The following is a 13,317-nucleotide window of genomic DNA, read 5'->3' as shown; positions in this document are numbered from 1 at the left end:
TCCTTACACTTTTTCCGAAAGCGGGAAAAGTTGTAAATTCAAGCGATAGACTTGATCGATTTTATTACATTCGCTAGCAATGTCAACAACTTGCTTGCGGCAAGCGTTGACAGCATCCGTAATGCGCTTAAGAGCATCCGCATTGACGCCAACAGTCACACCCGAAACATTACGTTCGGCAGGATCAATTTTATCAATGGCTTCACGAGCGAGATCAATCATCTGGCGGTTCATGGAGCGAAGCGCAAGTGCAAGGGAATCGCAAGAACCAGTAATTACTTTATTCGTCTGCTCGTAAATATTTTCGCCTTTAGTCTTTAGAAAATTCAACTTCACCAAAAGTTTTAGCGAGTCGCGGATTTCCTGAGCCGTAAAATTGTGCTTAATCTTTTTGGCAAGATCACCTGGGAGCGCCCCCGGCATGAGCGGAGCAAGTTCACGAACAATAGAATTCACCGCAGATTCGTAATAGTCGAACGCATCGGCATTCAAGACACGCGCATGCTGCTCGTTCGCAAGTTCTTCCATTTTGCGGAAGGCAATTTTTTTCTTGTCATCGTCTTTTGCATTCGTGAAATCGACCATGTGCTTGAAATATTCACACTCAAATTCACTCAATTCCATAGCGGCAGCCACTTGCAGCACACCCACGCGACTCAGGGAACTTTTCCCATCGCATACTAGTTTCAAATACGATGGCGAAGAGAACCCCGCCTGTTTCGAAAACTCGCGCCAAGAAAACACGGATGTTCTTTTGCGCCAGTCAAAATAATCAAGCATATACTTTCGGTAATCTTGATATTCTGTTATCGGTTTCATGTTTGACCTCCTTACAGGCACAAATATACCTCATTCGACATAGCCCTGCAATAGATAAAATGATACAAAGATTTCGATTTTTAGCAGAAATTCGCAAATTCTGCAAATTTCGAAAATTTTTAAAATTTAATGAATCACTAGTGAATACAGATGAATCAGAGGTGAGATTGGAACCGAGTAAGGCGCCCCCGCAACAAGTGCGGGGTGACAACGCTTTTTTCTAAATTTGGAGTATGAAACCGTGGAAACTGTTAAATTCGGAATTTTTGGTGGATGCGCCGTGGCTGAAGGTCGCAAAGGAAACGTGCGAACTGCCGAACGGCAAGGTCATCGATGATTTTTATACGTTATGGCAACCCGACTGGGTTTTAATTCTTGCTCGCACCACAGAAGGCAAGTGGGTCATGACGGAACAGTATCGCCACGGAACGGGAAAGATTGCGCTTGAGTTCCCTGCCGGGATTATTGACAAAGGCGAAACGCCAGAAAAGGCTGCAATCCGCGAGTTACAGGAAGAATGCGGGTACGGGGTAAAAGGCGCCCCCGGCACTAAGACCGGGGTGACAATGTATCTTGATTCTTTTCCGGTGAATCCAGATAGGCATCGTGGAAAATTCCATGTGGTGTTTATCGACGGCGTGGAACGCCTTGGCAAAACAAACTTTGATGATACCGAAGATATCGAAACTTTCCTCTACACAGACGAGGAATTCCAGGCAAAAGTTGCCGACGGTACGTTCAATCACCCGCTTCAAATCGCAGGCTACTTCAAGTGGAAATTATCGCAATCCGCCTCCCGATCTTAATTCTCGGGCTGAAAGGCGTTCCCGGCTTTGCGCTTTTTAGGCATTTCAACAAACTGTACGGCAGCGTGACCGTTTCCGGGAATGCGCCTTCCAAAGCATCAAATGCGCCGGGCGTTATCGGCGTTCGCCCTATCAAACACCCTTGCGTTTTTGGAGACAACGTTTACGGAATCGACGCCGAAGAAACGGAACGCTTGGGCGAACTTTTCGAGCGTTTTCACTTTGGCACAGTCATCGACGCCAGCGGAAACTGCGCGCTGAAAGCCTGTGAATGCGACCCAGCCCGCAGCCGCCTTTTGAACTACAGCCAAGGAGTCGATGCCGCCACATTCGCTGCCCGCTACAAAGCAACGCTCATCCGCATTTCCGCCGACATGGTCTTTAGTGGCGACGAAAAGACAAAGCCAAACCGCCCTTACGTCGAAACCGACCCGAAAGACCCCATCCACAATTACGGCAAGCACCAGGCAGAAGCTGAAGATGCGATTTCTGCCATCAAGCCCGATGCCGTGATTTTGCGCGTGCCGCTCCCGATGGACTATGCGCCCGGCGGATGCGCCGGCGCCATTGACTGGATTACGTACCGGTTCCGCCCCGGTCGCCCGGCAACCTTGTTCACGGACGAATTTCGCAACCCGCTTTCGGGCCCGGACCTTTGCCGCACCGTGCAATACATTCTTGAACATAAATTTCCCGCAGGCATTTACAACTGCGGCGGGCCGCGTCGCATTTCGCTTTACAACGTCGGGCAAATCGTGAATGCCGTTGGCGGCTACCCCGCAGAACTTCTCCATGGCGTGCCGCGAATCGAAGGCGGCCCCATGCCCCCGCGCGTCGGCGACATCAGTATCAATTCGAGCAAGCTTTACAAGCTATTGCCGCCAGGGTTCATCAAGCCGTGGCCTGTTTTCGATTGGCTCGTGCCCGACAGTTTCGACTGGCACAAGACTTTTGGACGTAATATTAAAGACAAAAGCAAAATGGGCAGCGACGAAGCGATTACAAATTTACTCGTCAACGGGATTGACCCCCTGTAGATTCGACATTAGTATTTCAGAACGCGTTTCGTGGCTTGCGGAATCGTACACCACCTTGCCAACACAAATAACATTAATGATAGTCCCGTCCTTACGTTTAACGCGATGCGTACAATACGCTATAGGATTATTCGCCAAGGTTTCCGATACAAAACACAGGTATTCCGTCAGGTCTTCTTCCGGAACCAAATCCTGCTGTTCCATCGTTTTTTCCTTGATATCATCTCTAGAATAGCCCGTAATTTTTTCAAATTTATCATCAACATCTATGATAACGTTGCGCGAATTCAGCACATAGCGGCTATATTCGACTTTGTGCACATTATGTCTGCCACTGTGGTCAGGCACCAGTGTTTTTGTTTTTTCGACAATCGTATCCACCGGAGTTTTAAGTTTTTCTTCGTCGGGAACAACATTTCCGACCATGTCACGACATATCGGTACAAATTCCTTGACCAGATAAGGATCGAATTGCGTTCCTGAACAACGTTCCAGCTCGGCAACGGCCTCGTCAACAGACTTTGCGGCCCTGTAAGAACGGTTACTTACCATCGCATCGAAAGCATCGACAACGCTTATGATTCTTGACAACAGCGGAATTTCATCTTCCTTGAGTCCATCCGGATAACCCTTGCCATCCCAACGTTCATGATGGTGCAAAATCATATCGGCAATTTCGTTCAGGCCCTTGGAACTCTTTGCAATTTGGTAGCCCTTATGCACGTGGGTTTTAATATAGTTCCATTCTTCATCGGTCAGTTTTCCTGGTTTATTCAAGATATCTAGCGGCACACCGATTTTACCAATATCATGCAGTAAGCACAGGAGCGAAAGACTACTTTGTTGTTTATCGGTAAGTCCAATACGTTTTCCGAGAGCAGCCCCCATGCGCTGGGTACGATGAACATGAGCCTCGGTATCGCTATCACATTCTTGTAAAGCCTTTTCGAGCGACGTTAAAAGTTCGGAACGGGCAGAACCTTTATCCAACAGTTTTTTCTGGTTCAGTGTCTGCGTGGCTGATTCTATAACGACAACAAAATCAGAATTATTCGCTGAAAGTTCATCAACTGCATACTGTAACTTGCAATTAATGGAGCGTTTCACTTGAGCCATAATTTGTTCGACAGAGTTCAAACTCATACGTGGCGCAAGCACCACAAGTTTTGCATCTTCCCCACGAACAAAATAAGAACCTTGCGGAAAATTATTCTTGAGAGTCACTGCCAAATTGCGCAACAAGCGGTCTCCCACATCGCGTCCTTTGGAGTTATTCAAACTAGAAAGGTTGTTCAAGTCACAAACAATCATGGTCAAAGGTAACTTCGTTGCAAAGGAATCTTTCTCGGCAAAGTTCTTGAAGCTATCCCAACTGCTAAACCCCGTCAACAAGTCCGTTTTCACTGCAGGATCCGAGATAACAAATAAATTTGCAAGTCCACGACCTTTTCCGTCTTTAATTCTGTGAAAATCAATGCGCATCGGTTTTATTTTATTATCTATGTCAATGTAGCATTGCGCAAAATAAACATCCTTGGAATCAGGAATTTCAACATTGCAGGATTTTACAAAAAAATCTTGAGACAGGAACTCATCGAACGAAATACCGGCCAGAAGTTTTTCTGACCTGACATTATGGAAAATCAACGCACCTTTAAAATCAAACAGAACAATTCCCTGTTCTATTGTTTCAAACACGTTATCTTTAAAATAATTCAAGATATCCATTACCGCATACCGGCTAGACCAATACGCGCTTATCGGAAGCAAACAGTAAAAATGAATTGAATACTCGAGTTCAATAAATCTTTTGAGTAAAAAATTCAGCAAAATAAAAAACAGCACCGAGACAATTATGCCCTGATAACGCTTTCTGAAAACCTTCGGAGCTTTTACGAAACGATAGAACAACATTCCCATCGAAAAGAGGAATATCAAATGAGCCAAAATCAAATGGTAATAATAAAGGGCACCTTCGTGAGCCGATTGAAAAAATGCAATACCCGAACTCGGTTCGCAGCCCAAAGCCCACCCACAAAACGGATTCACAATCCAAATTACCACATCGAAAAGCAACGCGACTAAGAAAAACCGAAGCAAAAGTTGAATCCAATAAACGCGAGCCATGTGGGCGTAAACGTTTACGAACAGCATAAAGAAATATATCGAAGCGGCAATGCTGGTAAAGCTAAATGACGATAGCGTTATAAACGCTCCACTCTCATCGGAAAAGATTCGGCAAATACAAAAGACAACCGACAAGGCTCCAAAGCACGCACTAGCAGTAATCCACTTCAAGTCGCTCTTTTTGGATTTCAAAGAAACCAGTCCCACATATAGCGATGCAACGACAACAATAATCGACAACGCGATAAACGTGATTAGACTTCCATTTTCCATAATGCGCTCCCAGACATTATTAGGTCGACCTAATAGAAAACTAATCTTTTTTCGCCCGTATTGCCCCCCCCAGTATGGGCAAAAATCATTCAAAAAACGCTTTTTTAAGGGAAAAACTAGAATTTTTCGATAAAACCCCGATGCAACTGTTTATCGCCGTACTTATCTTCTGCATTTTGCAATTCATCGGCAGTGTAGCCGCTCATGATTTTTTGCAGACAGACCTTGCGTAAAGATTCGTCATAGGAAAAATGAATACGGAACGTGCGGTAAGCAAGAACTCCTGTCTTTGCGTTTTCGTCAACCGTTAAACGACGGCGAGAGCTATCAAAGACATCCTTCGAGAAATTTCCGCGCGAAAGTTGCACCTGAGCAAAGCTCTCCAAGTCAAACGCACTGCGTTCTGCAATCCAGCTATTTTGAGCTGTAAAAACATCGGATTTTTCGATGGCCCACAAATCGCCGACCTGTTCTTCGACCCAACCCGCCTTCGCATCGGGGAATGCATCGGCCATCGGAATGTACGGTTTGATATCAAGAATCGGAGTTTCGTTCAAAAGGTCCGCTTCATCTACAAATAAAGTAAGACCCTCAATTTTGAGAAGGCGTACGCAACTGAGTCCAATCGGATTCGGGCGGTAAGGACTGCGACTTGCAAATGTGCCCACGCGGTCTTTGCCCTTGGGCGGTACAGGTGGTCGCGTTGTCGGTCGCCAACCCGCATTTTCGTGAAATTGAAAAATCACCCATAGGCGTTCAAAGCCATCAAGATCGCGAAGCGCCATTTCGAAATTCTGTCCCGGATTCAGCACAATGCGCCCAGGATGCCCAGCAAAAAGGCGCCCTTGGCGCGGAGCATCATACTTGTAAACGGCATCGCCGAAAAATGTACCAATGGGAGAAATTTGCATGCAAGGAAATATAGAATATTCACTACAGGAGAAAAGCCCCGGCAAAACCGAGGCTTTAAATCGTCCAAATCAGGATCGCCACAAGAGAAATCTTTGACAGAATAGACGAATCAACAGTTTGCAAAAAAGCTCCCGCGAGGGGAGCGTTGTAATTAAACACCTTTCGGATTTGGACCGTACTTGTTCGTTCCAGGTTGACTATCCAAGAACATGAATACAAGCAAAATAATACTGCCAATGCAAGGCACTAAGCTAATGAATATCCACCAGCCGCTCTTGCCAATATCGTGCAAACGGCGGAAGAGCACTGCCAATGCCGGCAAAAGAAGGCCAAGCGAGAGCAGTACAATAAGAACAGAAGACACAATGCCCGCTGTTCCGAGAATATAGTCCACCAAGCCACCCAAAATAGAGACGAGAATGATAGCAATCATCTGGAACAAGGCGAAGAACCAATATTCCTTTCTCCTCGCACGCCCGTTAAAGTCCGCATAATGTTTTAGGATGCAGTTTTTGAAGTATTCCATTTTTTTCTCCTTGTGATTATGGTTTAAGACTTCGAAAAAATTCCTTTCCAAAAGATACATTCTTATTACGAAAATTTTAACGTTTCAAATATGGATATATATAAAATTTGTAAAAAGTCAATAAAAGGGAAATATTCTAAATTTGGGCACGATGAAAGAAAAGGCTAAAAAACTCATTGAAAAGTACGAAGAACTGGAATCGGAACTCGGCAACCCGGATGTTCTCGGTGACCAGGCTCGTTACAACAAGATTCATAAGCAGTACAAGGGTATCGAAAAGGCTGTTTTGAAGGCCAAGGAATACCTGCAGATGATGGACGATCTTGAAGAATACAAGATCGCTCTCGGCGATTCCGACCCGGAAATGGTCGCGATGGCCAAGGCCGAAATTTCGGAGATCGAAAAGAAGCTCCCCGAAGTGACGGACGAACTCCAGATTTTGATGGTGCCGAAGGATCCGTGGGACTACCGTAACGCAACGCTCGAAATTCGTGGCGGAACGGGTGGCGACGAATCCGCACTTTTCGCAGGTGACCTGTTCCGCATGTATCGCGGCTACTGCGACAAGATGGGCTGGAAGATGACCATCCAGGACTTGAGCGAAGGCACGGTGGGAGGCTACAAGGAAATCCGCGTGTTCATCGAAGGCGACAGCGTCTATGGAACGCTCAAGTTCGAAAGTGGCGTTCACCGCGTGCAGCGCGTGCCGGAAACGGAAACGCAGGGCCGTGTGCATACGTCGGCAGCAACAGTCGCTATCCTCCCGGAAGCAGAAGAAGTCGACGTGGAAATCCGCGAAGCCGACATCCATATGGACACCTACCGTTCTTCGGGTGCTGGCGGTCAGTACATCAACAAGACGGACTCCGCCGTGCGTTTGACGCATATCCCGACGGGTGTGGTGGTGAGCTGCCAGACCGAACGTAGCCAGTTGCAGAACAGACTCCACGCCATGGAAATGTTGCGTTCCAAGATTCTTGACGCCGTCATCGCCAAGAAAGAAAAGGAAGAAGCGGCAAACCGCAAGGCCCTCGTGGGTACAGGCGACCGTTCTGCCAAGATTCGCACTTACAACTATCCGCAGAACCGCGTGACGGACCATCGCATTGGCCTCACCGTTTACAACTTGGACAAGGTTGTCACAGGCGATCTTGATGAAATCATCAACGGTCTCCAGATGGCAAACGCCCAGGAAAAGCTCGGAAAGTTCAACGCGTAAGGGGTCGTGAGGTAAGTCCAATGCCACAGCCGCAGATGACAGTTCTTGAAATTTTGAACCGTACCAAGGTCTTCTTTGAAAAGAAGGGCATTCCTGATGCACGTCTCGATGCCGAGTACATCATCAGCTACGGTCTCAAGATGAAGAACCGCATGGACTTGTACCTGAACTTCGAAAAGCCGCTCACGCCAGCGGAGCTGGACGTGCTTCGCACGATGGTTGCACGCCGTGCAACGCGTGAGCCGCTACAGCACATCATCGGCGACACCAGCTTCCGCGGATTCATTATCAAGTGCGACCGCCGTGCGCTTATCCCGCGCCCGGAAACAGAATCGCTCGTTGACATGGCGGCAGACAGTTTGAAAGGCATCGAAAATCCGTTCATCGTCGAAATCGGCACCGGCACAGGTGCCATTTCAATTGCTTGCGCCAAAGAAATCAAGGGCGCACGCGTTCTTGCAACAGACGTTTCCGAAGACGCTCTTGCGTTAGCACGTACAAACGCTGAAGCGAATGGTCTCGCGGGCAATCCTGACGCGGCTGGAAGCGCGGACACTCCGACGGACTCGCAAACCGCAGCAAGCACATTGACCTTCGCCCAGGGCGACTTGCTGAACGCCGTCACCGCAGATGTTATCGCGAAAGTCGCTGGCGACACCTCTGCCAAAATTGATGGCCTTATCGCAAACCTCCCCTACATTCCGGACAGCGAAAAAGACAAGCTCCAGCCCGAAGTCGCAAAGTACGACCCTGCACTCGCCTTGTTCGGCGGTGCTGACGGCCTTGACCTTGTCCGCAAACTTTTGCAGCAGACCGAAGGCAAGCTCAAGCCAGGAGCTTCTATTTTGCTCGAAATCGGTTCGGAACAGGGCGAAATGCTCAAGGCCGAAGCAGAAAAATATCCGTGGCTAGAATTCACGGGGATTCACAAAGACTTCTGCAACAACATCCGCTTTGTCAGCTATAAAGCAAAGTAGCGACAACATTGGAGATTCCCCATCAAGTGGGGAATGACATGTCATAATGCGTGCGGCAATGGCCGCTTTTTTAGTATCCGGTGCAGCCGAGAGCGGAGAGAACAAACGTTTCGCTTTCACCCATGCGGTAGAACGGAATTAAATCATCGTCGTCTATTGCGGAATCGTCATTGCCATTCAATTGCATCAGTTCCCCAATGCGGCGTTTGAAAATGGAAAAGCCGGAATCTTGCGAAGAAGCATCCCAAAGAGACTGTTCAGGGATTTCGACTACATGCTTATTGACCTTAACTGTTTTGCGCTTCATTTTTCACCTTCAGTGACTTAGTGTTTTTACGAGCACTAATATAGAATCACAAGGTGTCAAAAGCTGACATTTCAACAAATCGCAAAAAAAATGTGTAAGGCGATCCCGTCCCCATTCGCGGATCATGACTACTAAGCAGCAAAGCTGCAAGTAGTCAAAGACAACAAGTGCGGGATGACTGTAGTGACAAGCCGCCTATTCTACGACTGTAGCTTTGATTTGTCCATGGCCGGCTTTATCAAGCCCAATGGCCTTTGCGGCAGCTTCGCTCAAATCCAGCACACGCTTTTTTGCATAAGGGCCACGGTCATTTACACGAACAATAACAGATGCCCCCGTTTTAACACGGACAACCTTTAACTTAGTCCCAAACGGGAGTGTTCGATGAGCGCAAGTCAATTCATCCCTATCAAAGATTTCGCCACTTGCAGTTTTCTTGCCATCAAACCCCTTACCGTAAAAACTAGCATCACCCGAAAAGGTATAACCTATTTCGGCCTTTTCCTGAACTCGAGATGCTTTTGTAACGCGGGTATACCCTTTGCGGTGAGTGGCGCCACTGCACCCCGAAAAGGCGAACATGACACACAAAAGAATTACGACAAAACGGAGAGAATGCATACAACCCTTATTCAAAATCGTACATGCTGTTATATGTATTCTCGAGGATTTCGTCTTCTTTGCTTATGATTTCAGCCTTCTTTTCTTCGGGCTTGGCATTCAATTCTTCGTAATATCTAGCAGAATTTCTATCCAAATTCTCAATAGTTTTGGCAGTACGCTTGCGCAATTTGGCAAGGTCATCATCCGTTGTCGTAAGGCGCGTATTAAGCACGTAAGCAGCCTGCTTGCCCCAAGCGGTCTGACCATGATGATCGCGAAGATATCGATAAATCGCAGCAGCGCTATCCAATCTTTCAGGATTCATCTGGAAATAAACGGCCTTCATGTAAAGAGCCTGCACACCGGACTGAGTCTGCGGATAGTCCTTATAGACATTGTCAAACGCATAGAATGCAGTCGCATAAGCGGAGTCCACCAGCTCCATCTTGTTCACCGGCATTTCCGAAGCCACCGTCCACAGGCTTTCAGCCTCCATGTAACGGTCACGAGCTTCGTCTTCACGCGTTTTCATTGTCACGCGCATGCCAATATTTGCCTGGGCCTGCTTAGCGTAATCCGTATTCGGGTATTTCTCGATGATTTCCTTGTACAGTTCTTCGGCCGTATCCGGATCATGCAAAAATTCATCATAGATAAAAGCTCGTGCATAAGAAGCACGCATCACGCTTGCCGTGTCGTCGGACTTTTCAATCACGTTCGTAAGCCTTGCAAGGGCGCTATCCGCTTCGGAAAGCTTGAGCAAAAAGAGTTCCGCAATCATAAACTCATTCTTGAAGAACGACTTCATATTGGGGACAGAATCTTTGCTTTGGAGAATTTCCTCGTTGCGGTCACGCATCGAAACAAGGCTTCTCAATGCATTGCGACGTTCACGGGACTTTCTACCATATTCGCTAATTGATCTTGCAATATAACTGCTGTCGTAATAAGACATGGCAAGGTCGTAATTCAGCGTCTTCGTCTGTTCATAATCGCCCATGTTAAAGTAACTGCGCGAAGAAGGTTCCGTCTTGGGATACTCCGTATTGACCTTATTGAAAATCACGTAGGCATCGGCTTTGCGACCGGCCCAAAGCGTTGTTTCACCTATACGGACCAGGTAAATTGCACGTTGCTTTTCATAAGCATCGTTCTTGTACAGTTGCTTGAATTCGTCTGCGGCCTTGAGGTATTCCTTCGAGTTCACAAGGCATTCCGCCGACTGCTCGCCCGCCGTCTGGCGTTCGCGATCGTTCAAGTTTTCGATTTCCTTGGCATTATAATGATGGTGGGCCTTTTCCCAATTTTCCATCTTGAAGTAGAGCCCGGCCAAACGGAAATGAGCCTTGCCCTTCATGTACGGAGTTCCGCTTGTATCGGCAAGCACGGCTTCCAAAGCGGCAATCGCCTGCTCGGGCGCTTCGGATTTTTCATCCAAAAGCGAAAGGAGGTTCAAACCCTGAAAATAGTAAGGGTGGTTCTTATCGGCAACTACGGGTTCCAGCGCAAAACGGCTGATATTGAATTCTTGGTTACGATAAAGGCAATAGGCTCGCTGGTATTCTACGGCGCGCATAGAATCGTTATCGGCAAAATAACGTTCGTATTCATCGTACTTGGTGATAGCCTTGGGCCAATCGGCCTTATGTCTGTAAGACTCCGCAATGAGGAAAACGGCCTCGGCGGTGCGCTTCTTGTTTTTGGGGAAGCGTTCCAACACGCGGGAACCTTTTTCGATGATTTTTTCGTACTTCTGGGATTCTTCGCTGCCCGGGTAAGACTGAGTTTCGTCGGGGACGCTATCCAAACGCGCAGTACGGAGTTCGGTCGCTTCGTCATATAGCCGCTCTGCATTGAACATGTGATTCAAGTAGGCGCAGCAAGTGCAACCTTCCAACAACGCAGCAAACAAAACTAAAGCAAAAAAACGACCACGGAACATATAGCTACAAAATAGATAATTGCGAGCTAAAATTCCATAAGAAGCGGCAGATAATCGCAAAGTTTCATGCCTGACGGGGGCAAAGTTTTGCGATCGAGGCGAACCATGCGAACTTCGGCCGGTTTTCCGACAATGCGGGCCAAAATTTCGAAGTTATCGCGGGTTTCCCAAACGGCTGCATCCAAGACAACGCCGTTTCCACAATCCGTTTCACCGGTGTTATTGCCGATTCCCGAAATTCTGGAATTCTGCTTGAGAAGACGAGAGAAAATCTCAGGAGCAACCCCCAAATGGTTAGAATTCGATGCGGAATCAAAAACAACCACATGAACTTCCTTAAAGCGGTTCAACGAATCAAAGACGACCGTATAGGTATGGTGGTAAGGATTTTCATAGAAGGATTCCTGCCATACAAAACGTTTCACTTGTTTAAAATTAGCCGGAGAATACTTTCTAAAGAATTCCTGCGAAGATGCACCGTAACGAACAAGATAATGGCCCAATTTCGTCGAGAAGTCATGTTTCTTTTCGGGCATCATGTTTTCACGAAGGCTATCCACAGCGCGGTTCAAGTTAGCGGTAAGGCCGTTATTGTATTCTTCAATGGCGGCCCTGCGGACTTGTTCAAGTTCACTGATGCGAGCCTTGATGTCTGGGTATTCCGGGTCGTTCTTGAGGATGTAGTTGAACTGGCTGCGAGCCATATCAAACATGTGACCTTTGGTATAGGCTATTCCAAGCGCTTCGCGGAGCGGCAAGTTTTCCGGGTAACGTTCTACGAGCGGAGCAAGAATGTCGCATGCAACCTGAGCACGGTCCCTAGAAGACCCCGCGTACATTCCGTTCTTTCCAGGAGGCGTTTTTTCGCCAATCGTCGCCATGGCGCGGCGGGCCTTTTCAAAATCAGGACGGAAAGCGATAATGCGCTGGTACGTCTTTTCGGCCTCATCGAACTTGCCATTGTATTCGGCAAGATGTCCACGCAACAAAAGCAAATCCGACGAAAGCGGGAACTGCGTCAAAGCATAATCGATAACAAGGGCTGCACTATCGAGCACGCCTTCGTCATGATAAATCTTGGCCAAAAGCTCAAACGCACGTTGCGAATCGCCCGAAGAAAGACTGATTGCAGCACGACATTCGCCTGCGGCTTCCCTCATGTTTCCATTCTTGAGCAGGAGTTCCGCATACCACAGTCTGATTTCGTAAATAGACGGAGAGCGATTACTTGCCATTTTTGCAAGTTCAACAGCAACGGTCAAATTCCCTGCAAGGAGTGACTTGCGGCTATCGAGATAAAAACTGATTCCCGTATTGGGGTAACGAGCCATCAGGCGCCCGATCAAAAGCTCGGCACGGTCGCGCATCACTTCCGTTACGGAATCCATGTGGAATAACGTATTGACTTCGCCCCAAACAGCAGCATCGACATTCGGGTACAAAAGTACAAGCGCATCGTAAATTTCATAAGCGGCCTTAGTCGCCCCGCTACGAGAGAGTTCACCTGCACGGCGGAATTCGGCTTGAGCCTGCACCGGGAGCCTTTCGACATCGGCTTTGAAGTTCGGAGCATCTCCATTCAGCACAGACGTGCCAGATTCAAGCCCGAACGGGATTTCCCCCACTACAATTTTTGAGGGACCATATTTATTGTAAAGTTTGTACCCACCATACGCAATCAGCGCCCCAAAAAAGCAAAACAGAAAAAGGTACGCCGCAGTGCGAGAAGCAGATGAGGTATTCGCCATCAGAATCCCTATTTAGAGTTC

General features: G+C 47.6%; 12 protein-coding genes. 4 read left to right on the top strand and 8 right to left on the bottom strand.

The features are described 5' to 3' along the window. Positions 1-3: 3 nt before the first annotated feature. Positions 4-819, bottom strand: a complete 816-nt coding sequence (locus BUA34_RS12450) for a TIGR02147 family protein (protein WP_072830090.1) — start codon at positions 817-819, stop codon at positions 4-6. A 233-nt stretch (positions 820-1,052) separates the two neighbouring features. Between BUA34_RS12450 and BUA34_RS12445 the strand changes: the two genes are divergently transcribed. Both BUA34_RS12445 and BUA34_RS12440 read left to right on the top strand, forming a co-directional pair. Beyond that, positions 1,053-1,625 carry an NUDIX hydrolase gene (locus BUA34_RS12445; RefSeq protein WP_072830088.1) on the top strand — a complete coding sequence of 191 codons (573 nt, stop codon included), beginning with the start codon at positions 1,053-1,055 and terminating at the stop codon, positions 1,623-1,625. Next, entirely contained in the window at positions 1,592-2,662 is a 1,071-nt protein-coding gene (locus tag BUA34_RS12440) for an SDR family oxidoreductase (RefSeq protein WP_072830086.1), read from the top strand. Before BUA34_RS12445 ends, BUA34_RS12440 begins: the two co-directional genes overlap by 34 nt. On the opposite strand, the gene BUA34_RS12435 is transcribed toward BUA34_RS12440, so the two are convergent. The 3 genes from BUA34_RS12435 to BUA34_RS12425 form a co-directional block, all read right to left on the bottom strand. Beyond that, positions 2,633-5,062 carry an HD domain-containing phosphohydrolase gene (locus BUA34_RS12435; RefSeq protein ID WP_072830084.1) on the bottom strand — a complete coding sequence of 810 codons (2,430 nt, stop codon included), beginning with the start codon at positions 5,060-5,062 and terminating at the stop codon, positions 2,633-2,635. The two genes, BUA34_RS12440 and BUA34_RS12435, sit on opposite strands and share 30 nt — an antisense overlap. 116 nt (positions 5,063-5,178) lie before the next feature. Next, on the bottom strand, positions 5,179-5,973 hold the full coding sequence (gene tsaA / locus BUA34_RS12430; protein ID WP_254794465.1) for a tRNA (N6-threonylcarbamoyladenosine(37)-N6)-methyltransferase TrmO: 795 nt from the start codon (positions 5,971-5,973) through the stop codon (positions 5,179-5,181). A gap of 152 nt (positions 5,974-6,125) precedes the next feature. Further along, a complete protein-coding gene (locus BUA34_RS12425) occupies positions 6,126-6,500 on the bottom strand; it encodes a DUF805 domain-containing protein (protein WP_072830081.1) in 375 nt (124 codons plus the stop codon). Positions 6,501-6,651: 151 nt separating this feature from the next. Between BUA34_RS12425 and prfA the strand changes: the two genes are divergently transcribed. Both prfA and prmC read left to right on the top strand, forming a co-directional pair. Then, on the top strand, positions 6,652-7,719 hold the full coding sequence (prfA, locus tag BUA34_RS12420; RefSeq protein WP_072830079.1) for a peptide chain release factor 1: 1,068 nt from the start codon (positions 6,652-6,654) through the stop codon (positions 7,717-7,719). A 20-nt stretch (positions 7,720-7,739) separates the two neighbouring features. Then, entirely contained in the window at positions 7,740-8,696 is a 957-nt protein-coding gene (gene prmC / locus BUA34_RS12415; protein ID WP_074209761.1) for a peptide chain release factor N(5)-glutamine methyltransferase, read from the top strand. Between the two features lie 70 nt (positions 8,697-8,766). Here the strand turns inward: prmC and BUA34_RS12410 are convergent, their stop codons facing one another. The 4 genes from BUA34_RS12410 to BUA34_RS12395 all read right to left on the bottom strand — a co-directional run bounded on the left by BUA34_RS12410 (position 8,767) and on the right by BUA34_RS12395 (position 13,296). Then, entirely contained in the window at positions 8,767-9,003 is a 237-nt protein-coding gene (locus BUA34_RS12410; RefSeq protein ID WP_072830075.1) for a hypothetical protein, read from the bottom strand. Positions 9,004-9,198: 195 nt separating this feature from the next. Next, a complete protein-coding gene (locus BUA34_RS12405; protein WP_072830073.1) occupies positions 9,199-9,624 on the bottom strand; it encodes a septal ring lytic transglycosylase RlpA family protein in 426 nt (141 codons plus the stop codon). Between the two features lie 7 nt (positions 9,625-9,631). After that, entirely contained in the window at positions 9,632-11,548 is a 1,917-nt protein-coding gene (locus BUA34_RS12400; RefSeq protein ID WP_072830071.1) for a tetratricopeptide repeat protein, read from the bottom strand. Positions 11,549-11,574: 26 nt separating this feature from the next. Next, positions 11,575-13,296, bottom strand: a complete 1,722-nt coding sequence (locus tag BUA34_RS12395; protein WP_072830069.1) for a tetratricopeptide repeat protein — start codon at positions 13,294-13,296, stop codon at positions 11,575-11,577. Positions 13,297-13,317 lie beyond the last annotated feature (21 nt).

The sequence above is a fragment of the Fibrobacter sp. UWB12 genome, assembly GCF_900142485.1.
Lineage (GTDB): Bacteria > Fibrobacterota > Fibrobacteria > Fibrobacterales > Fibrobacteraceae > Fibrobacter.
This window is presented reverse-complemented; position numbering and strand designations above follow the sequence as displayed.